The sequence below is a fragment of the Leeuwenhoekiella sp. H156 genome (assembly GCF_052218455.1).
Classification (GTDB): Bacteria; Bacteroidota; Bacteroidia; order Flavobacteriales; family Flavobacteriaceae; genus Leeuwenhoekiella; species Leeuwenhoekiella parthenopeia.
In genome coordinates, this window is the sequence record NZ_CP197499.1 from 3,471,298 (window position 1) to 3,492,834 (window position 21,537).

19 protein-coding genes are annotated in these 21,537 nt (G+C 42.6%); 9 read left to right on the plus strand and 10 right to left on the minus strand.

Annotated features, from left to right (window positions below; translation table 11 throughout):
• Positions 1–29: 29 nt before the first annotated feature.
• Together ACSSS3_RS14700 and thrA are read right to left on the minus strand one after the other, a co-directional pair.
• Positions 30–959 (minus strand): homoserine kinase, encoded by a 930-nt coding sequence (locus ACSSS3_RS14700; protein WP_442845262.1) that lies wholly within the window; start codon positions 957–959, stop codon positions 30–32.
• A gap of 98 nt (positions 960–1,057) precedes the next feature.
• Positions 1,058–3,496, minus strand: a complete 2,439-nt coding sequence (gene thrA, locus ACSSS3_RS14705; RefSeq protein WP_442845263.1) for a bifunctional aspartate kinase/homoserine dehydrogenase I — start codon at positions 3,494–3,496, stop codon at positions 1,058–1,060.
• 390 nt (positions 3,497–3,886) lie between these two features.
• On the opposite strand from thrA, the gene ACSSS3_RS14710 reads away from it, so the two are divergent.
• Positions 3,887–5,422: an NAD(P)H-hydrate dehydratase gene (locus ACSSS3_RS14710; RefSeq protein WP_442845264.1), complete on the plus strand. Its 1,536-nt coding sequence runs from the start codon at positions 3,887–3,889 to the stop codon at positions 5,420–5,422.
• A gap of 330 nt (positions 5,423–5,752) precedes the next feature.
• On the opposite strand, the gene ACSSS3_RS14715 is transcribed toward ACSSS3_RS14710, so the two are convergent.
• The 6 genes from ACSSS3_RS14715 to ACSSS3_RS14740 all read right to left on the minus strand — a co-directional run bounded on the left by ACSSS3_RS14715 (position 5,753) and on the right by ACSSS3_RS14740 (position 10,869).
• On the minus strand, positions 5,753–6,265 hold the full coding sequence (locus tag ACSSS3_RS14715) for a DUF6787 family protein (RefSeq protein ID WP_442845265.1): 513 nt from the start codon (positions 6,263–6,265) through the stop codon (positions 5,753–5,755).
• Positions 6,266–6,302: 37 nt separating this feature from the next.
• Complete coding sequence (locus tag ACSSS3_RS14720; RefSeq protein WP_442845266.1) at positions 6,303–6,734, minus strand: DUF6146 family protein; 432 nt, start codon at positions 6,732–6,734, stop codon at positions 6,303–6,305.
• A gap of 90 nt (positions 6,735–6,824) precedes the next feature.
• Complete coding sequence (locus ACSSS3_RS14725; RefSeq protein ID WP_442845267.1) at positions 6,825–7,460, minus strand: DUF937 domain-containing protein; 636 nt, start codon at positions 7,458–7,460, stop codon at positions 6,825–6,827.
• Positions 7,461–7,578: 118 nt separating this feature from the next.
• Positions 7,579–8,532 (minus strand): D-2-hydroxyacid dehydrogenase, encoded by a 954-nt coding sequence (locus tag ACSSS3_RS14730; RefSeq protein ID WP_228230800.1) that lies wholly within the window; start codon positions 8,530–8,532, stop codon positions 7,579–7,581.
• Between the two features lie 29 nt (positions 8,533–8,561).
• Positions 8,562–9,626, minus strand: coding sequence for a 3-phosphoserine/phosphohydroxythreonine transaminase (gene serC / locus ACSSS3_RS14735; RefSeq protein WP_442845268.1), 1,065 nt, complete (start codon positions 9,624–9,626; stop codon positions 8,562–8,564).
• Between the two features lie 184 nt (positions 9,627–9,810).
• Positions 9,811–10,869 carry an acyl-CoA reductase gene (locus tag ACSSS3_RS14740; RefSeq protein ID WP_442845269.1) on the minus strand — a complete coding sequence of 353 codons (1,059 nt, stop codon included), beginning with the start codon at positions 10,867–10,869 and terminating at the stop codon, positions 9,811–9,813.
• 143 nt (positions 10,870–11,012) lie between these two features.
• Between ACSSS3_RS14740 and ACSSS3_RS14745 the strand changes: the two genes are divergently transcribed.
• From ACSSS3_RS14745 to ACSSS3_RS14765, 5 genes are all read left to right on the plus strand, one after another.
• The gene (locus ACSSS3_RS14745) at positions 11,013–11,363 is read left to right on the plus strand and encodes a 4Fe-4S dicluster domain-containing protein (RefSeq protein ID WP_228230797.1); all 351 of its coding nucleotides are present in this window, start codon (positions 11,013–11,015) and stop codon (positions 11,361–11,363) included.
• Positions 11,364–11,663: 300 nt separating this feature from the next.
• Positions 11,664–12,758, plus strand: coding sequence for a redox-regulated ATPase YchF (ychF, locus tag ACSSS3_RS14750; RefSeq protein WP_442845270.1), 1,095 nt, complete (start codon positions 11,664–11,666; stop codon positions 12,756–12,758).
• Positions 12,759–13,245: 487 nt separating this feature from the next.
• A complete protein-coding gene (locus ACSSS3_RS14755) occupies positions 13,246–13,779 on the plus strand; it encodes an NADAR family protein (RefSeq protein WP_442845271.1) in 534 nt (177 codons plus the stop codon).
• Between the two features lie 64 nt (positions 13,780–13,843).
• Positions 13,844–14,539 carry a hypothetical protein gene (locus ACSSS3_RS14760; protein WP_442845272.1) on the plus strand — a complete coding sequence of 232 codons (696 nt, stop codon included), beginning with the start codon at positions 13,844–13,846 and terminating at the stop codon, positions 14,537–14,539.
• Positions 14,540–14,815: 276 nt separating this feature from the next.
• Positions 14,816–15,529: a hypothetical protein gene (locus ACSSS3_RS14765; protein WP_442845273.1), complete on the plus strand. Its 714-nt coding sequence runs from the start codon at positions 14,816–14,818 to the stop codon at positions 15,527–15,529.
• A gap of 78 nt (positions 15,530–15,607) precedes the next feature.
• Here ACSSS3_RS14765 and ACSSS3_RS14770 read toward each other — a convergent pair whose 3' ends face one another.
• A complete protein-coding gene (locus tag ACSSS3_RS14770) occupies positions 15,608–16,015 on the minus strand; it encodes a glyoxalase (protein WP_442845274.1) in 408 nt (135 codons plus the stop codon).
• A 217-nt stretch (positions 16,016–16,232) separates the two neighbouring features.
• Between ACSSS3_RS14770 and ACSSS3_RS14775 the strand changes: the two genes are divergently transcribed.
• Together ACSSS3_RS14775 and ACSSS3_RS14780 are read left to right on the plus strand one after the other, a co-directional pair.
• Positions 16,233–17,585 carry an NAD-dependent succinate-semialdehyde dehydrogenase gene (locus ACSSS3_RS14775; RefSeq protein WP_442845275.1) on the plus strand — a complete coding sequence of 451 codons (1,353 nt, stop codon included), beginning with the start codon at positions 16,233–16,235 and terminating at the stop codon, positions 17,583–17,585.
• A gap of 200 nt (positions 17,586–17,785) precedes the next feature.
• On the plus strand, positions 17,786–18,259 hold the full coding sequence (locus ACSSS3_RS14780; protein WP_442845276.1) for a GNAT family N-acetyltransferase: 474 nt from the start codon (positions 17,786–17,788) through the stop codon (positions 18,257–18,259).
• A gap of 146 nt (positions 18,260–18,405) precedes the next feature.
• Here the strand turns inward: ACSSS3_RS14780 and ACSSS3_RS14785 are convergent, their stop codons facing one another.
• Complete coding sequence (locus ACSSS3_RS14785; RefSeq protein WP_442845277.1) at positions 18,406–19,392, minus strand: aldo/keto reductase; 987 nt, start codon at positions 19,390–19,392, stop codon at positions 18,406–18,408.
• A gap of 461 nt (positions 19,393–19,853) precedes the next feature.
• On the opposite strand from ACSSS3_RS14785, the gene ilvD reads away from it, so the two are divergent.
• Entirely contained in the window at positions 19,854–21,536 is a 1,683-nt protein-coding gene (gene ilvD, locus ACSSS3_RS14790; protein WP_442845278.1) for a dihydroxy-acid dehydratase, read from the plus strand.
• Position 21,537: the final 1 nt, after the last annotated feature.

The following is a 21,537-nucleotide window of genomic DNA, read 5'->3' on the forward strand; positions in this document are numbered from 1 at the left end:
AATTTTTCCGAATCAACAAAAGATTGCGATTAGTTTTGTTCTAAAATTCGGTTTCCGTGTTTAGAAACCGGCGAAACATAACTGTCGCTTTTCATATTTTTAGTTTTTAGAGCTTCTTTAAGCGCAAGTTCAACATTACCAGCGTTTTTATTTCCTTTGCTTAAGGTAAACATTGAAGGTCCTGAGCCGCTGATTCCAAAAGCTAAACCACCATTTTTAAGGGCAGTTTCCTTGTAAAAATCAAAATCAGGAATCAGATTTTTGCGGTAGGGTTCTACCAGAAAATCCTGCGTACTGGTCCCGATCAATTCGTAATCGGCTTCGTAAAGTCCGGCGATGAGTCCGGCCAGATTTCCGGTTTGTTTGATCGCATTTTGCAGCGAAACTTCTTTAGGTAAAATCGCACGGGCTTCTTTGGTCTTGATGGTAATATGCGGGTGGATGATGGTCACATATAATTCTTCGGGCACCGGAAGCGAAACAATTTTAAGCGGTTCATAACCGGTTATCAACGTAAAGCCACCATAGATACACGGAGCCACGTTGTCTGCGTGCTCGTTGCCACTGGCAACCGCTTCGCCTTTCATCCCAAAAGCGGTTAGTTCAAGATTGGTGAGCGGTTTTTCCAAAAATTGATTGATTCCAAAAACGATTCCGGCGGCACTTGCGGCACTACTGCCCACACCGCTTCCCAGTCTGATGTTTTTGTAAATTTCAATTTCAAAACCAAAATCGAGATCTAAAGCTTCGATCATAGCAAGACCGGCGACACCCACCACATTTTCTTTAGCTTCGTAAGGCAAGTCTGCGCCTTCAATCCTGGTGATGGTGATTCCTTTTTGAGGAACCTTTCTTAAAACCATCTCGTCGCCCAGACCGTCCAGCGCAAAACCCAAAACATCAAAACCACAGTTTACATTGGCTACCGTTGCCGGTGAAAAAACACGTATTTCGTTCATTGTTAATTCAAGATTGAAAAATCAAAATTTAAAGTCCGTAGCAATGATTAAGTACTACTACCAGGACTTCGTATTTTCTGATTTTGTTTTTTCCAATTTTAATAAGTCGCTGTTCTGATGATGTCTGCAAACAAACCTGATGCAGTAACGTCGCCACCGGCGCCTGCACCTTTAATCTGCATGGGTTGCTCGGGATAGCGGTCTGTAAAGAACAACACAATGTTGTCAGACCCTTTCAAATCGTAAAACGGATGTCCTTCGGGTACACTTTGTAAACCAACGCTGGCTTTGCCATTATCAAGCTGTGCCACATACTTCAGGCGGTGGTTTTTAGCTTCGGCATTGGCAACCAGTTTTTCAAAATGCGCGGCATCTTCCTTAAGCGTTTCAAAGAAATGCGGTACATCGGTACTGTTGAGATTCTTTTCGGTTAGGAAAGGCTCGTTGGCAATATCTTCCAGATTTATTTTGAGTCCGCTCTCGCGTGCTAAGATCAAAATCTTTCGGGCAACGTCCACACCGCTCAGGTCGATACGCGGATCGGGTTCGGTATATCCTTCGGCTTTTGCAGCCTGAACCACATCGTGAAAGCTTTCGCCCGACTTAAAGTTGTTGAACACAAAATTCAAACTTCCGGACAACACCGCCTGAATGCGATTGACCCGGTCACCCGAAGCGATCAGGTTGTTAAGCGTGTCAATAATAGGCAAACCGGCACCCACGTTAGTTTCAAACAGCAGCGGAGCGTTATACGCCTTGCTCAGGCGCTTGAGTTCACTGTATTTGCTGAATTCAGATGAGGCAGCGATCTTGTTGCAGGCCACCACGGCCACACTTTGTTTCAGGTATTTGCCGTACATATCGGCCACATCTGCATTTGCGGTAATGTCCACAAAAATACTGTTGCGCTGATTCTGGTTAACCACCGCCTCGTGAAAACCATCTAGATTAGCAGGTTCTCCTGCTTCCAGTAGGGCTTTCCAGTTGTCCAGGTCGATTCCGTTTTCATCAATAAGCATTTTTCGGGAGTTGCTAAGCCCCAGCACGCGCATATTGATGTTGAGGTGTTTCTTTAAATACTCCTGTTGCTGGTTGATCTGGTTGAGCAATTTTTCGCCCACATTACCCACACCTGTAATAAACAGGTTAAGCTGCTTGCGCTGCGCCTCAAAGAAACGCTCGTGAAGGCTGTTTAGAGCCTTTTTAACGTCCTTTTGCGCGATAACCGCAGAGATGTTCTTTTCACTTGCTCCCTGTGCAATAGCGCGTATGTTTACGTTGTTTTTGCCCAGAGTGCTAAACATCTTCCCGCTGATTCCCTGATGACTCTTCATCTGGTCACCAACCAATGCGATGATGCTCAAACCAATTTCCAGACTTAAGGGGTCAATTTTATTGAGTGAAATCTCATACTGAAACTCCTCGTCAATTGCGTTTTTGGCTTTCCCGGCGTCTTCTTCCATCACGCCCAGGCAAATGCTGTGCTCGCTTGAGGCCTGCGTGATCAGGATGATGTTGATGCCCTGATTGCTCAAAGTTTCAAACAGACGCTTGCTGATTCCGGGTATGCCTACCATTCCGCCGCCTTCAAGCGTGAGCAAAGCGATGTTGTTGATATTGCTGAGTCCTTTTATCGGGTTGTCGCTGATGCCTTCCTTGTTGTGGATTAAAGTTCCGGCATCTTCGGGAGCCATCGTGTTTTTAATGCGAATGGGAATGTTTTTACTCATTACCGGCACAATAGTGGGCGGGTAGAGGACTTTAGCCCCAAAATGTGACAATTCCATCGCCTCGTGATACGAAATGCTTTCGATGGGTTTGGCCTGTTTTACCAGTTTTGGGTTTGCGGTGTACATGCCGCTTACGTCTGTATAAATCTCAACCTGATCTACGTCGAGAGCTGCAGCAACAATGGCTGCCGTAAAGTCAGAACCTCCGCGTCCTAAGGTAGTGGTCTCACCGGTGGCCGAACTTGCAATAAACCCGGGTAATACGGTGATTTGCTGTTTGGCTTTTGCGAAATAATAGTCCAGCTGACTGTTGGTTACTTTATAGTTAACTCCGGCCTTGGTGTGCTTGTCGTTTGTGGTGATCAAATCGCGGCTGTCTTTACGGGCAGCATCGAGACCCTGCGCATACATGGCGCGGGCAATGATCGATGATGACAGGATTTCGCCGTAGGCTAAAAGTTTATCTACCGTTTTGGGAGACAACTCGTTTATCAGGTAAATCCCGTTCAGTAGCGAGTTGAGGTCGTTGAGAAGTCCCTGTGTTTCTTCAACAGCTTCGGTGTCGTTGGGAACGAGTTCGCTCACAAACTGAAGATGTTTGGCTTCAAGTTCTTTAAAAACCGGATTATAATCTTCTTTTTTAGCTGCCTGCAGGCCGCATTGCATAAGCATATCGGTTACGCCGCCTACTGCAGACACAACCACGCAGATGCGGTCGTTTTTAGCTTCCTGTGAAACGATTTTTATGACTTGATTGATGTTTGCGACGCTTCCTACAGAAGTACCGCCAAATTTTAAAACACGCATGGCTTTTGTGTTTGAAAGGTTTTAAAAATGAGTTTTTTTCGTGTAAACACGAGCAGTTGAGAAGGTTATATGTTATTACGATACCCCAAAGGGGTAATAATAATGAAAGCAATCGCAAGACCGGTGGCCGCGATGGTAGAAGTAAACGTTGTGTTAATTGCTTTCATAAGTGCTTAACTGTTGGTTTCAAAAGTATTATTTTTACGGGTAAGCACAAGCTTAAACTGTCATTTTTAGGGATTTTACAAGGATATCCATTTAAACCGAATAATCCGTAATTAAATGCAGACTTGCCGCTTATCCTTACGAAATTTTTAATCCGTCACACTTTTCTAGGAAAGCCCGAAGCAGGCAGTTTATAGATTAGCTGTTCATACTAAAATCTTATAAATGAAAATACTGAGTAAAGATCAGGTTTATGAAGCCGATAAAGCAACTATAGAAGCCGAAGCAATCCCGTCAATTAATCTTATGGAACGCGCAGGAGGCTATGCTTTTGAATATTTGCACCAGCGTTTGCAGAGCCAACGGGTTAATATCAAGATCTTTTGCGGAATAGGAAATAACGGGGGAGACGGTCTCGTCATTGCCCGTAACCTCATTGAACACAACTACAGCGTTACGACTTACGTGGTCAATTACAGCGACAAGCGTAGCAAAGATTTTTTGCAGGCTCTGGAAGCTTTAAAAGGAAAGACCAAAAACTGGCCGCAAGTAGTGAAATCTACCGATGATTTCCCGGAAATCGCCCGTGAAGATCTGGTTGTGGATTGCATTTTTGGGATTGGTCTTAACCGTCCCGCAGACGGCTGGGTGCAGGAGCTGTTTCAGAAAATAAATACCAGCGGTGCTTATGTGCTGTCTATTGACGTGCCTTCAGGGATGGCGGTAAACCGGCAGTTTCCCATAGATACAATGGTACATCCCACCGTGGTGCTCAGCTTTCAGACGCCGAAGCTTGCGTTTTTTCTTCCGCAAAGCGGAAAATACATCAACAACTGGGATGTGCTCGATATTGGTTTAGACCGAAATTATCTCAATTCGGTAAAGACCAAAGCCCAATTGATTGATACAACCGAAGCCCGACAAATGTACCGACCAAGGCAGAAATTCAGTCATAAGGGAACTTACGGTCACGCACTCATCGTCGCCGGAAGCTATGGTAAAATGGGAGCAGCTGTCCTGAGCAGCAAAGCCTGCCTGCACGCCGGTGCCGGACTTACCACGGCTTATTCCACGCGCCAGGGCTTACCCATTTTACAAACTGCCCTGCCCGAAGTGATGGTCGTTACCGATCGTCACGACGGTACTTATTTAGAAGAACTGAAGTTTGACCTGGAACCTGATGTGATTGGGATTGGTCCCGGTTTGGGAACCGAAAAAGCCACGCAAGAGGCGTTCAAAGCTTTTTTAAAGTCGAATAAAACGCCCCTGGTTGTTGATGCAGACGCGCTGAATATGCTGGCAAAAGACCGTGATTTGCTGAAATTCCTGCCAAAATATTCCGTTTTGACTCCGCATCCTAAAGAACTGGAGCGCCTGATTGGGGAGTGGAATGATGATTTTGAAAAACTGGAGAAGGCTGAAGCTTTTTCTGCGGAATACAATTGCGTTTTGGTGTGCAAAGACGCACATACCATCGTGGTTTTTGAAGGTAACTATTACGTGAACAACACCGGCAATCCCGGAATGGCCACCGGAGGCAGCGGAGACGTACTTACCGGAGTAATCACGGGACTCATCGCTCAGGGATACGATCCGCTTACCGCGGCTATTTTTGGCACCTATTTACACGGTAAAGCAGGAGATCTTGCTGTAAATCATACTGCCTACGAAGCGCTAACCGCCGGGACAATTATTGAATTCCTAGGGGCAGCAGTGCTTGATTTGTTTGAACAACCCGGGAAGGAAAATGGTAAAGGTTAATGGTAATTTGAATTACAGTGGAGAGGTTTGAATGTGAAGTAAGTTGTGAGAGGTGAGAAGTAAAAGGTTAAAAGTTAATGGTGGAATACAGTTGGCAGTAGCAGTGGGCAGGTTTTAAGTTGAAGTAAGTGGTAAGATGTAAAAAAGTTGAAAGACAATTGGCATACAAACCTTTCATTTTCATCTTAATCAAAATCTTTAAACCAGGCTCAAATGTCATTTCGAGCGCAGTCGAGAAATCACACTTGCTCTAAGCTCAATATTTAAAGCGGTAAACTGAAAACCCCAAACGGCAAACAGAAAACAGTAAAACAAATAAGAAATCACAAATCACTTAAAAAGGAACCCAAGCCCCATACGGCTGAGCATTTTCTTTTCAAACCGGTAGAAGAATTTGTATTGACCAAAAATCCAGGCTACGATGAGCAGGAGTATTTGATAGAGGGGGAAAATCAATAAAATACGCAGAGGCCAGTAGAGCCAACCTGAAATAGCATCACTGCCCAATCCCAGAAATTGCATCACGGGACTTGAAATGCGGCCTGCAGTGCTTCCGGTTATTGCAAATACCATAAAAACCGCAATAAACTGCCAGCGGTATTCTAAAATCCAGCGGTTTTTCAGTTTTCTAAAACAAAAAAGACTGATTACAATAAAGATGTAGGTCAGGATCAACGTAACAACGGCCAGAAAAATGCCTTGCTGAACGGGTTTGTCAACCAAAAAGCCGTCAAAACGCGTGGCGATAAGTAAACCAAATCCCAAAGCGAGCAAGATGCCCAATACAGGATATATGAGTTGCCAGTTTTGGGTAATCTCCCAGTTTTCTTTGAATTTTTTCACGCGGCAAATATACTATTCTGTCTTCGAATAGCCTTGCCTAAATGCGGGTGGGAACTCCAAACCGCTGATTGTACTGCCGGCTGAAATACACAAAGTAATTGTAGAGTTTATAATTTACTTCGTAACCATAGTCAATCTGGCTGTTGTAATCAATTTGCTGCGGATATAGATTGGGATCAAAGCGGAAGGGCTGCTGTACCCGTTGGTTGTATTCTACAACGAGGAACTGGTTTTTGTTCTCCAGATAAGATTGCGAGTAATAACCTTCCGGCCGCGCGATAGAATTAAGAAAGGTGTTGAAACCGGGCTCTATGATGATGATTTCATACTCCAGACTGTCGTTTGCTATACGCACCGTATCGTTAGCGGTTGCAACCGGGTCTGAAGAGCCCATTTGTTTATCATTTTGGGTACTGGCACAGCCGTACACAAATGCTGCTGCTACAAGGAAGTATATAAAAATTCTCATCTCTTTTTCTTTTAAATGTACAAAAATTGGATTTAAAGTCCGGATATAAAAAAAGCCGCTACTGGAGCGGCTTCTAACAACCAAGTTTTTTTATTTACCGAAAAGTCCGCCCAGCATACCGCCCAGGCCGCCTTTCTTTTTGTTAGATCCCAAGACCATATCTGCCACATCATCCAGTACACTGCCATCGCCGTCAGCATCTATGAGTTTTTCAATAAGGCTTTGGTTTTCTCGGGGTTGACCACCCAGCATACTGCCCAGAATCCCGGTAAGACCGTCTGAGTCGTTTACATTATTCTGTTTGGTCTGTTTACCGATTATACCCAGAAGTACCGGGGCTGCAATCTTTAAAATTTGTGCCACTGTGCCGGCGTCCAATCCGGTTTTTTGGCTAAGGGTATTTTCTACAACGGGTTGCTTTCCGCCCAAAACGTGACCTAAAATCCCGGCTCCGTCCTGCATCACCTCCTGGTCTACGCTACCACCGCCTAAAATACTTCCCAGATTGTCGAGAATGCTGCCGTCGTGTTTTTTACTGAGCGCACCCATAAGTCCGGAAGCACCCTCCTGAGTAGAGGCATTTTTTTTCATGGCACCCAGTAATACAGGCAGGGCCATGCTGAGTACGTCTGCTGTTTTACTTTCGGAAGCGCCGGTTTCTGCGCTGGCTCCACTGATGAGCTTTTTACCCAGATCGCTGTTTAATAAATCTAATAATCCTGACATGTTTTCGATTGGTTTTAGTTACTCTTTTAAAGATACTTATAATCGTTAAAAAATTAACAGAGGCGCATAAAAAAAGCCGAATAAAACTATTCGGCTTTTTGCTTTTATACGTTGTGAACTAGTCTTTTAAGATCGAAGCGATCTGTTCAGCAAGTTCGGTACCAATGCGATCCTGCGCTTCGTTTGTCGCAGCACCAATGTGCGGGGATAACGAAATTTTAGGATGCATCAGAATTCTAATTTCAGGTTTGGGTTCGCTTTCAAATACATCTAAAGCAGCAAAGGCCAGTTTACCGCTGTCTAATGCATCGATAAGTGCGATCTCATCAACCACACCGCCGCGGGCAGCGTTTACCAGAGCGGCACCGTCTTTCATCAGTTCCAATTCGGCTTTGCCAATTACATATTCTTTTTGTGCAGGAACGTGTAGGGTAATAAAGTCGGCTTCCTTAAGAACGTCTTCTTTCGATTTGCTCTCAAATTTAAAAGTCACTTCCTGGCCGTCGAAAAAATCGAGTTTTACTTCGGCTTTTTCCATATACGGATCAGAGTAGATCACCTTCATTCCGGCACCTAAAGCTACTTTAGCAGTCGCCTGACCAATTCGGCCAAAACCAATAACACCTAAAGTCTTTCCGCGAAGCTCAACCCCGTCAGCATAGGCTTTTTTAAGGTCACCAAACTTAGACTCGCCCTCCAAAGGCATATTGCGGTTCGAATCATATAGGAAACGCACCCCACCATATAAGTGTGCAAAAACAAGTTCGGCTACAGAAGCTGAAGAAGAAGCAGGCGTATTGATCACGCTTAGACCTTTGTCTTTAGCGTATTGTACGTCAATATTATCCATACCAACACCACCACGACCTATTAACTTAAGATCCGGGCACGCGTCGATAAGATCTTTGCGCACTTTAGTAGCACTGCGCACTAACAGCGCGTCTACCTTATGCTCATTGATATAATTTACCAGCTGCTCCTGTGCAACTTTTGTGGTGATTACTTCAAAACCGGCTGCTTCAAGAGCGTCTACGCCAGATTGAGAAATCCCATCATTTGCTAAAACTTTCATGTTTATATTTTGAAATTAATAGTTGGTTTTTAGGCTTTGCGCTCTAATTCGCTCATCACGTCTACCAGTACACCTACACTCTTAAGTGGTAATGCGTTGTACATAGAAGCACGATAACCGCCTACGCTACGGTGACCGTTAACACCACTGATGCCGGCTTCTTTTACCATTGCGTCGAAGGTTTCCTTCAGGTTGTCTTCGGTAAGATTAAAGGTCGCGTTCATAAAAGAACGGTCTTCTTTAGCTGCAAAACCTGTAAATAGTGGGTTCAGGTCAATTTCGGAATAGATAAGCGTGGCTTTTTTCTCGTTTTCTTCTTCAATCGCGCTGATACCGCCTTTGCTTTTTAACCAACGCATGGTTAATAAGGAAACGTAAACGGCAAAAACAGGAGGTGTGTTGTACATACTTCCTTTAGAAACGTGCTGCGCATAATCGAGCATATTGGGGATCTGGCGGGTTACTTTACCCAAAAGGTCTTCCTTGATTACCACAAGAGTAGTCCCTGCAGGTCCCATATTTTTCTGAGCTCCTGCGTAAATGATTCCGAATTTTGAAAAGTCGATGTTACGTGAGAAAATATCACTACTCATATCGGCTATAAGAGGTACATCGGTTTGTGGAATTTCTTTCAACTGGGTACCAAAAATAGTGTTGTTAGTCGTTACGTGCAGATAATCTAAATCTGAAGGAACGCTGTAGTTTTTAGGAATGTAGTTGAAGTTTTTGTCTTTTGAACTCGCTACTTCTACCACTTCGCCAAAAAGCTTGGCTTCTTTGATGGCTTTATCACTCCAGGTACCCGTGTTTAGGTAACCGGCTTTATTTTCTAGAAGATTGTAGGCAGCCATAACAAACTGCATACTCGCACCTCCCTGTAAGAAAAGGGCTTTATAGCCTTTACCTTCAAGACCCATAAGCTCAAGAGCGAGTTCGCGGGCTTCTTCCATCACATCCACAAAGTCCTTGCTGCGGTGTGAAATTTCCAAAAGGGAAAGATTGAGATTGTTAAAATTTAATACGGCGTCAGAGGCCTGCTTCAGAACTTCCTGTGGAAGTATACTTGGGCCGGCACTGAAATTATGTTTTTTCATGGGTTGAATATTTGGTCTGATCCAATTAGTTTTCAGGTCGAAAAATTACGGCTTTTTGCACACAATGCGTGAGAATTTAAAGGGAATCTCCGCAAACGCAACTGCGTTTTAAAAAGCCATGCAAAGATGTGGAAAAGCTTGTCAAAACAGCTTAAGAAATCAATAAATTATGTAGGCAATTCAATTATATTTTTAATAAAAATGCAACGGTATCCACACCGTCTGCATAATCGTGAAGTTTGGGTTTTTGAGCCTGCCCAAAAGCGATTTCACCGGCGTCAAAACCCGATGCCACAATGCACTGTATTTCTTCGGTTTTAGCTTCTAAATAGGCCTTTAGACTATCCTGGGATTCGTAGTATTCATAAAAGACTACCGAGATGGGTGAGGAGAAGTTTTCGTCCTCTTTCAAAACCATAAACTCATTGTCCAGGATAGGGAAGAGGCTCATTAAATACACCGCCTTATTGTAATCGTAATTGTTGGCATATTTGTGATGGTGTATCACCTCTTTATGCTCGTACATCGCTTTAAAGAAGGCATCAAAGTTATACGCTTTTGGTACAAACAGTTTGGAAACACTGCGGCAACCCATTCCAAAATAGCTGAAAATATCGTTGCCCAGCGCTACGAGTTGCTCGTGAGTCTCATTACCGGTAAGCACGGCTACGGCGTTTCGGTTTTTGCGGATGATGTGGGGCTTGTCTTTAAAGTAGTACTCAAAATAGCGTGCAGAATTGTTACTTCCGGTGGCGATAACCGCATCGTGATGGGTGAGTTTTTTGTCGGTAAAGCTTATGGCTTCCGCAAAGGCCGGTTCAAGCTGAATTAAGACTTTCGCCAGAAATGGCATCAGTAGCTTATCGTCGCTTGAAAGTTTGGCTAAAATATGATGCCCGCTCAGCAAGACGCTTACAAAATCATGAAAACCCACCAGTGGCAGGTTGCCGGCCATAATTACGGCAACGGTCTTTGGATTTTGAGTATTTATAGCATAGGGCTCGAGCCAGTTCTTAAGGTTTTCCTGCTTTAATGCATCGGCCCAGGAATTCAAGGCGAGGTTTATATGCTCTGGCGTAAACCAGGAATTTGCACGGTAAGCCGCATCAATTACCGCTTCAAATTCTTCGGTCAACAGGTTGTAATCTGCTAACTTGAGCCCTGTTTTTTCGTCCTTTGACAGAAAATCGGTTAAAAATTGTCCGAGGTTTGCGAATGCGGTAATTCTTTGTTTTAAATCCATAAATGGTTTGGTAGAGTTCTACTCAGGTCTTAATTTTACACACCTGAAAAAGCTAAAGTCTATTTAATTAGTAGGATTTTAGATTTACAGGTTTTTAATGCGTCTTGAGACGCCAAAATTACACATTAGAAAACGATTATACTATGGCAATTATAATAACAGACGAATGCATCAACTGCGGAGCTTGTGAGCCGGAATGCCCAAACACCGCTATTTATGAAGGAGCAGATGACTGGCGTTATGCAGACGGGACTGATTTGAAAGGCAAAGTTGTATTGCCTAACGGAAAGGAAGTTGATGCAGACGAGGCTCAGGAGCCTATAAGCGATGAGGTCTACTACATCGCACCAGATAAGTGTACCGAATGTATGGGCTTCCACGAAGAGCCTCAGTGTGCCGCGGTTTGCCCGGTAGATTGCTGTGTGCCCGATGAAGATCATGTGGAGACCGAAGAAGAGTTGCTTGGCAAACAAGCCTTTATGCACCACAATTAGAATTTATTTGAAATTTATATCGAAAGCCCGGTTTTATCGGGCTTTTTTATGCCTGGAGGCATAGCAAAAACCAAAGGATTAAGCAGAGTTCGTATATGTAACACCGGGTATAGTCTCCTCTGACTGAAAGGAAAGATTTGAGAGCGATTTATATGGATATTTTGTACAATGATGTGAAGTACCGAAACCTTTGAAAAGCTTGCTCAAAATCCAACTTCAAACCTCTTAAAACACTTATTAAATTAATAGGGCTGAGTTTTAACGAAGCTTCCTATATTTGCGCCTCAAAAATCGAGCGACATGAAAGCAGGTATCGTAGGATTGCCTAACGTAGGTAAATCAACACTATTTAATTGTTTGTCTAATGCCAAAGCGCAGAGTGCAAACTTTCCGTTTTGTACCATTGAGCCTAACGTAGGAGTGGTGAATGTGCCTGATCCGCGTTTGTCTAAGCTTGAAGAGCTGGTTAAACCCGAGCGTGTGGTTCCGGCTACAGTAGATATTGTAGATATTGCCGGTCTGGTAAAAGGAGCGAGCAAGGGAGAAGGTCTGGGAAACCAGTTTTTGGCTAACATCCGGGAGACCGATGCCATCCTGCACGTATTGCGTTGCTTTGATAACGACAATATTGTTCACGTAGACGGAAAGGTAAATCCCATTCGCGATAAAGAAACTATAGATATCGAGCTGCAGCTTAAAGATCTTGAAACCGTAGAGAAAAAGCTGGAAAAAGTTAAGAAAGCTTCGCGAACCGGAAACAAAGATGCCCAGAAAGAAGAAGCCGTGCTTACCCAAATTAAGCAGGGTCTGGAGCAGGGCAAATCCATTCGTGCGCTGGAGTTTTCAGATGATGATTATGCCGACTTTGTAAAGCCCTTGCAGTTTATCACAGATAAGCCGGTAATGTACGTGTGTAATGTAGACGAAGGTTCTGCCGTAAGCGGAAACGCTTATGTAGAGCAGGTACGCGAAGCGGTTAAGGATGAAAATGCTGAAGTTTTGGTGCTTGCGGTAGGTACCGAAGCAGACATAAACGAACTCGACGATTACGAGGAACGCCAAATGTTCTTACAGGACATCGGTCTTGAGGAACCAGGTTCGGCAAAGCTCATTCGTGCTGCTTATAAATTACTAAAGCAACAAACCTATTTCACCGCAGGTGTCAAAGAAGTGCGTGCCTGGACCATCAACATCGGTTCTACCGCGCCACAGGCTGCCGGAGTGATTCATACCGATTTTGAAAAGGGATTTATTCGTGCCGAAGTAATTGGCTATGAAGATTACGTAAAATACGGTAGCGAAGCCAAAGTAAAGGAAGCCGGTAAAATGGGCGTTGAAGGAAAGAATTACATTGTAAAGGACGGCGATATCATGCACTTCCTGTTTAACGTATAATTCAGTTTGCAGGCTGAAGTCGCAGTTGGCAGTATACTGAAATTGATAAAAATTGAAGAATCCCTGTGGTAGCAATGCCGGAGGGATTTTTTTATGTTTAACCGTTTAAAAGTTGAATTGTGGAATCGTTTTTTTCTTCTATTTCCGATTGTCGATTCCTGTTTCGAGTGATAATTATAGAGGGAAAATAAAAATTATTTGAGATTACTTCATCATCGAGAGTAATGTTTTCCGGAAAAGTCCTAGATTATAGGTAATAGAAAAATAAATAGCGAGATATGGAACCAAAGCAAAAATGGTATAACCGATATATTGTAGGATACTTATTAATATTAGTACCTCCACTTGGCCTATACGGGGTCTATAAAAGCGAAACGATTCCGGTTAAGTGGAAAAAAGTCACCTTCGGAGCTTTTGCACTTGCATTGTTTGGGGGTATTTTAATTCATTCGTTATAACTATTTGGTGATTAAGTTTTTTTGTAATTATGGATAACGCCCAACTTATCAAACGTTTTGATTCTGATGAGAATCTCAAGTTTCTCTTTTTCTGGGGACATCAGAAATCCGATTCGGTCACCAAGTCTTGTTTTAGTCAGTGGTATGAAATTTCATTCGAAATTGAGGGTATAACCTATTATAATGCAGAGCAGTTTATGATGGCGCAGAAGGCGTTATTGTTTAAGGACCATGACATTTATAACCAGATCATTTCCAGCTCTAAACCGGGTAAAGTAAAAGAATTAGGCAGGCAGGTGCGTAATTTTGACCAGCAGGTCTGGGAAGACAATCGCTTTGATATTGTGGTACGGGGTAATTATCATAAGTTTTTTCAAAACAAAGAGCTCTCAACTTTTTTGACAAATACGAAAGACCGCATTTTAGTAGAAGCCAGTCCGGTTGATACCATTTGGGGCATTGGTTTAGCTCAGGATGATGAACGGGCTTTCAATCCAAATCTTTGGAAAGGTCAAAATTTATTGGGTTATGCGTTGATGGAGGTTCGGGATCAGCTTAAATAAATCAATTGCGCCCAAATACTATATTTTTGGCATTTCAGTGACACCTTTAAAGTTGCCAATTTTTATGTTTTTTAAGAAAAGGAGGTTTATAGCAAATGTTCGAGAAGTTGAAAAATCTCTTGTAACCATTTTGGGTAAGCAATTTCCTCTTCTTTTAGAAAATCAAAAAAACTGGAAGCTTTCTGCAGCTTACTATTTTGATCATCAGGAAAAATTCATTCAGCTTTTACACGAAAATATTACTAGAAAAAATCTTGACTTTAATGAAAATAGGATACCTCAGAATTTTAGGATCTCAGGCTTAAAAATTTATAATGAAAAGACCAATAGAAGGATCAAAGTAAAACTTGTCGTTTTTAAGAATCTAATAAGTAAGATTTACCTGGATATTGATAATAATCCCTTTAAAATGCTGGATTTAAAAAACATAGATATTGATCATTTGAAAGTGGAGTTTTCTGAGGGCGACAATAATCTAACAGAGAAAAAGGTGCGAAGAATTTTAAAAGATTTGAACCACAAAAAAAAAGACTTATTAGGCCTTCGTGATACTTTTGAAATAGAGTTTAAAGAGAAGATACTCTATGTTATTTTAGATATGCAAGACGGAAATTATATAACTATTGACGAGAATTGCGCAGTTTACCGAATTATTCATGATCATACAGAGCCGGTGAAGCAAATATCTCCTGACATCATCTTGTTTCTCAATTCCTATTCGGGTAATAAAAATGACTTAAAAGGATACTTTGACTACTAGTGCTAGTACTTTCTTCAAAAGTTTATAATTGAAAACTACAAACCGCCTTACACCACCGGCTCCTGATCCAACCATTAAAAAGTACTCTGAATACGCTCCTAAATCAAATTCATCATACGTTTGTTAAGGGCAGGCGAGTTTTTATTTTATACTGTAAATACGAGTTCATTTTTTCATTTAAAGCCGTGTATTTGTCTAACTTAGAGCTTTATAGATAAAAATTCGGTATTTTACCCCTTTAAAGAATCACATCGCGGGCAAACTAACACTCCAATTATGAGAAATCTCCTTGCATTTATTTTCGTTTTAAGTCTTTTTGGTTGTGAAGAGCATAAGGATGCTGTTTTGGATAAAGACGCATTCTTAGTCGGAACTCTAGATGATTATATGGGGCGTGAGAAATTTCAAAATAAAGAAGACCTTGTTGATTATTTCGCTTTATCTGAAAAACAGCTAGGTCTCACCATCGATTCCATTTTTAAAACCACCTACGCAGATTTAGAATTCAGCTCTTCAGATTTGGGAAATACAGATCAAACGCACTACGGCCTTTATTCCAAAGAATTAACCGAACGTATAAACACGTTCTATGATTTTGAAGCTTCCGGTAGAATGGAGTATACCGGGGAACAAAGTATGAGCGAACTAAATCTTGATTCACTGGCTAATGATCAGGAATTTTTGGCAAAGAATTTTGATACCATTTATACGGGTAAACTAAAACCGGAAGCCTTTAAAACCCATACCCAAAAGCTGTCTTTTATTACCGGAGCCTACTTTAGATATGGCTCACAAAACGATTCCCAATATCAAATACGCGTTTCAAATTCGGTTAGCAAAGCGAAACTATTGAACGAGTTCCTGTTGGAACTAGGTTGCGATCAGGTAGAATATGAGATTCAGGATAATATCCCAAATCCGCATACGCTTAGTTTTGTGCCAACCGAAGAACTAAAACAACAATTTGAGTTATTTGAAAAGCTCAGGTAAAATCCGAATAAATAGCACAGCCGGCTCAAAACGCATTAGGAGCAAAAGATTAATCTTAAACTAAGCGAGAACTCAGGTTTACACCGCCATCTCTCGTTCCAGCAACTGAATATTACTTTGAATACGCTCCTTAACCAGATTCATCATACGTTTGTTTAGCGCAGACGAATTTTGAATGTAGCTGCGATATTCTTCAACCGTAAACTGGCCAATCACCATTCCTTTTAAACTGTTTCTAAACTTGATGTCTTTCTGAATGGCATTTTCGATGTAATTCATTCGGCGCTCAATGGTCAGATTGTAAAACACATTTTTATGTTTGGCGATGTAGTTGCGAAAGGCTTCCAGAAGCAGGTCGTTTTGCAATTTAACCACCGGTCTGAGTGTACCGTTTTGAAATTGCTCGTCAGCGCTCATCGAGTCATTTACCTGAGCCGATGGAATTGAAGGTCTTAATGCAAGTAACTGGTTATCCCGGGTTTCCATAAAGTGAAGTTTTCTAAAATTACAATTATATCAAACGCTTCAAGTACGATGCCAAAAGAGTTGTAAACGACTTATAAACAAACTAACCTCCTTGACATTCAATCTGCTTTCTTTTGAAGGGAAGGCGGGGAAGGGATGTTCCGTTAAAGTGCTCTTAATCCGGCCCCGGCTTTAGCCTGCGCTTGCTAACTTTAAGGAAAATATTCGCATAAATACTATGATTCAGTCTATAAATCCTTACAATCAGGAGGTTGTATTTGAAACCAAAGAATTCACTAAAAAGCAAACCGAAGATGCCATAGATGCCGCCCACGAGCGGTTCTTATCCTGGCGGAAAACATCGTTTACTGAACGCAGTAAATTAATGCAGGCTGCGGCAGACGAACTCAAGAAAAACAAACAGGAATATGCCGAAACCATGACGCTCGAGATGGGAAAACCCATCAGTCAGTCTGTCGCCGAAATTGAGAAATGCGCCTGGGTTTGTGAATACTATGCCGAGCACGCTGAAAGTCATCTGGCAGACAAGACCATTAAAACCGATGCTTCAGAAAGCTATGTGAGTTATGCGCCTATAGGTGTGGTGCTTGCGGTAATGCCCTGGAATTATCCATTTTGGCAGGTCTTCCGCTTTGCGGCTCCGGCTCTTATGGCAGGCAATATTGGGGTGCTGAAACACGCCAGTAATGTAATGCGCAGTGCAGATAATATTCAAAAGGTTTTTGAACGGGCGGGCTTCCCCAAGGGTTGTTTTACGCATATGCCGTTAAGCAGTTCGAAGATTGACGACGTGATTAAAAATCCCAAAATCAAAGCGGTTACCCTTACCGGAAGCAAACCGGCCGGTAGCGCTGTTGCGGCAACTGCCGGAAGCGAAATTAAAAAGTCGGTTCTCGAACTCGGCGGCAGTAATGCTCTGGTGGTTTTTGAGGATTGTGATCTGGACGAAACCCTGAAAACCACGGTACAGGCACGTTTTCAGAATACGGGACAAAGCTGTATCGCCGGTAAGCGTTTGCTTGTACACGAGGATATTGCCGAAGCATTTACCGAAAAATACGTTAAAGCCGTACGCGAACTTAAAAGCGGCGATCCGATGGCTGAAGATACCTTTATCGGGGTGATGGCGCGACCCGATCTCGCTGAGGAACTTGAAGAACAACTGCAGGCTAGCGTTAAAGCCGGAGCTAAAATCCTCATTGGCGGGAAACGGGATAAGGCTTATTTTGAACCTACCGTTGTTACGGGTGTTACTCCCCAAATGTCCCTGTTTAAAGAGGAAACTTTCGGTCCGGTAATTGGCATCACGACTTTTAAAACCGAAGAAGAAGCGGTAGACCTGGTCAATCAATCCGCATTTGGTCTGGGTGTTTCCATTTTTACTGAAGATAAAAAACGCGCTAAAAAACTCGTTCCTCAATTTGAAGACGGGGCCGTGTTTGTCAACGAACTCGTGAAAAGCGATCCGCGTTTGCCTTTTGGCGGCACCAAGATTTCCGGTTATGGCCGCGAACTCTCCGCAGACGGAATTCAGGAGTTTGTCAATAAAAAAACGGTTTATTTTAAATAGTAATATGAAAGTTGAAGGAGGAGTTATTTTCTCAGGAGAATTAAAGAATATAGAACAAAGAATAAAGAACATAGAATAAGCAATAAGGAATAAGGAATAAGGAATAAGGAATTCATTTCTTACGATTCAACGATTCCTCCTTTTAACTCTTCCCTAAAAAGTATATCTTTTAACCATTAAACACCCTAAACCTAAAAAGCATGCCCGATATTAACATACGCCGCGTTCAAAAAAGCGATACCGATTTTATCCTCAATTTATTGCCAAGCCTGGCCGACCCGGAGCTGCCGCATTGGCGCGATCCCGATGTGATGCTTGATATTGATCAGCGAATATTAAAATCGGAGATTCACGACGGGAGTGAAGACAATGCCATTTTTATTGCTGAAGATGTCGAAACCAAACAGCAACTCGGTTTTATCTTTCTGGAAATAGGTACCGATTATTACCATCGCGAACCCCACGGTCATATTGCGGACATCATCGTTTCGCCTGATGCCCGCGGTCGGGGAATTGGTAAAATGCTAATGGCAAAAGCCGAAGAATGGACCAAAGACTGCGGTTACAAACTGCTTACCCTTAACGTCTTTGACGACAACAAAAAAGCCCGAAAACTCTACAAGTCTCTGGGCTTTTCTCCCGATTTAACCAAATATGGCAAAATCCTGGAGTAAAAAATCGGAAATACGAAATTAGAAACATGAGGCTGTTTTTGAGAATTTAGGACAATAAACAATGCATTTATTTGTCCACCTTCCAACTATTCAAACTTCAGCTTTAAACCTAATATTAATAAAAATAGAAATAATAATATTTGAATTTACCACCTCTGGTGCACATCGGCTTTGATGTACTCTTTATATATAGCATTCATCTTTTTGATTTGCGCCTGAGTCAATTTTTTTCGGTTTAGGGCAGAAAGGTTAGACATCAAATGCTCTTCTTTAGAGGCACCGGGGATGATGGTGCTTACTTCCGGATATTGTAATATCCATTGCAATGCGATTGGAGCGAGATTGTCAGTATCCGGAAATAGTTGTTTCAATTCATTTACCGCTTCGATTCCTTTCTCGTAATCAACACCTGAAAAGGTTTCGCCTTTATCAAAAGCTTCACCATCCCTGTTGAAATTACGATGGTCTTCCGCCTCAAAAGAAGTGTTTTTATCAAACTTACCGGTAAGGAGACCGCTGGCGAGAGGCACCCGCACGATTACGCCTACATTATTTTTTTCCGCTTCGCGAAAAAATAACTCCGCCGGACGCTGTCTAAACAGGTTAAAGATGATTTGCACGGTGGTGACGTTGTCGTATTGCATCGCTTTGATACCTTCTTCTACTTTCTCAACGCTAACGCCCAGATTTGCGATTTTTCCTTCCTTTTTCAAATCGTCAAAAAGTCCGAAAATCTCCGGTCTGTAATAGGTGTCGGTAGGAGGGCAGTGCAGTTGTATGAGATCCAGACGTTCCAGCCCCGTATTTTTAAGACTGTCTTCCACAAATTTGCGTAGCGCTTTTGGCGTATAACCTGCATCCACGTGCGGATTGATCTGCCGCCCGCACTTGGTCGCCACATAAACGTTTTCTTTTCTGCTGCGTACCACACGGCCTACAGCGGCTTCGCTCATTCCGTTTTCATAAACGTCTGCGGTGTCAATAAAATTAACTCCGCTATCGATTGCACTATTTATTATTTTTTCGGCGTGAGCGTCGTCAAAACCCGAGCCCCATTTACCGCCTACCTGCCATGTACCCAGTGATAGTTCAGAAATTTTAAGGTTGGTTTTACCTAATGTGCGATAGTTCATGAAAATGTGTTTTAAAATTTGCACTAAAAGTACAAAACCACTTCAGTTCTGCTAACAGAATCCTCTTAAAGCGGTCTTAAAATAGTGGATTTTGAAAAATTACGTCGATAGCGCTCTTTTTCGGCTTTTGCCAAGGCTAAACGCCAATTAATAAATAGTTTTACAGCGTATGAAAAAACAAGTGGTAATCATCCGTTCTATTCGTGTCATCAAGCAAGCTTGATGCGGAACGGTGTATATTAACTCAAAACCTTCCGCCGGCCGGGAGGTTTTTTTTTGACCGCTTTTTTTCAAACCAAAACAAGCTTTTTTGCAGTATTGAACATAGTAGTATTTTATATTCAAGTATCTGTAAATCAGTTTTTTAATTAGTTTTTAAGATTTTTTGGTATATCCAAAGGTTTTTAAGACTAAAGCTATTAAAATGAATGAATAACTAATTTCGACTTAGAATTATACTAATGGAATTGAATAAATACAGTAAAACTGTTACTCAGGATCCCACATTGCCGGCAGCACAGGCAATGCTACACGCCATCGGTCTGACCGATGAAGATTTGAAAAAACCCTTTATCGGTATCGCAAGTACCGGTTATGAGGGCAATCCCTGTAATATGCACCTCAATGATTTGGCGACTCACGTCAAAAAAGGTGCTGAGCAGGCCGATATGGTGGGCTTAATTTTTAATACAATTGGCGTAAGCGACGGGATCTCAAACGGGACTCCGGGAATGCGTTTTTCGCTGCCTTCACGCGACATCATTGCAGACTCTATTGAGACGGTGATGCAGGCGATGAGCTACGACGGTCTGGTGACTGTGGTAGGTTGCGATAAGAATATGCCGGGTGCACTGATGGCGCAGTTGCGTTTAAACCGTCCGTCGATATTGGTGTACGGTGGTACCATCGCTTCCGGTTGCCATAACGGAAAAAAACTCGACATCATTTCGGCTTTTGAGGCTTACGGTCAAAAAGTAGCCGGAACCATCGACGAGAACGAATACAAGGAAGTGGTACACAAAGCTTGCCCCGGTGCAGGTGCCTGCGGCGGAATGTACACGGCAAACACGATGGCTTCAGCGATTGAAGCTTTAGGAATGTCGCTTCCGTTTAACTCTTCAAACCCTGCGGTTACAGACAGTAATATTAAAGAGCAGGAATGTGTAAAGGCTGGTGAGGCGCTTCGACTACTTTTGGAAAAGGATATCAAACCTTCAGATATCGTTACCCGCAAATCGCTTGAAAATGCGTTTAGGCTGGTAACTGTTTTGGGAGGTTCTACAAACGCGGTTCTTCACTTTTTGGCAATAGCCAAAGCAGCACAGGTTGAATTTACGCTGAAAGATTTCCAGAAAATCAGCGATAACACCCCGCTTTTGGCTGACTTAAAGCCTAGCGGAAGATACTCGATGGAAGATTTACACGGAGTAGGCGGAATTCCCGGTGTGCTGAAGTATATGCTGGATAACGATATGCTGCACGGCGACTGTCTTACCGTAACCGGAAAGACTTTAGCCGAAAACCTGAAAGACGTACCCAATCTGATGGACGGTCAGGACATTGTACGCACTTTAGACAAGCCAATAAAAGATAGCGGTCACATCCGTATTCTTTTTGGTAACCTCGCCACCGAAGGTGCTGTTGCTAAAATCACCGGAAAAGAAGGTCTGGAGTTCAGAGGGACTGCTAATGTTTTTGACAGTGAAGCAGCGGTGAATGAAGGCATCAAAAACGGGAAGGTTAAAAAAGGTGATGTGGTTATCATTCGCTACGAAGGGCCAAAAGGCGGACCCGGTATGCCCGAAATGCTGAAACCTACTTCCTTCATTATGGGAGCCGGTTTAGGTAAAGACGTGGCGTTGATTACCGATGGTCGCTTCTCGGGAGGTTCTCACGGTTTTGTGGTGGGTCACGTATCTCCCGAAGCTCAGGTAGGGGGTAACATCGCACTGGTTGAAAATGGCGATATCATTGCTATCGACGCGGTTAAGAATACAATCAATATTGAAATTTCTGACGAAGAGTTAGAAAAAAGAAGATCAAAATGGACAGCTCCAAAACTTAGATTTGAGCGCGGGGCACTTTATAAATATGCTAAAACGGTCTCGTCAGCTTCTAAAGGTTGTGTGACAGACGAAATGTAGA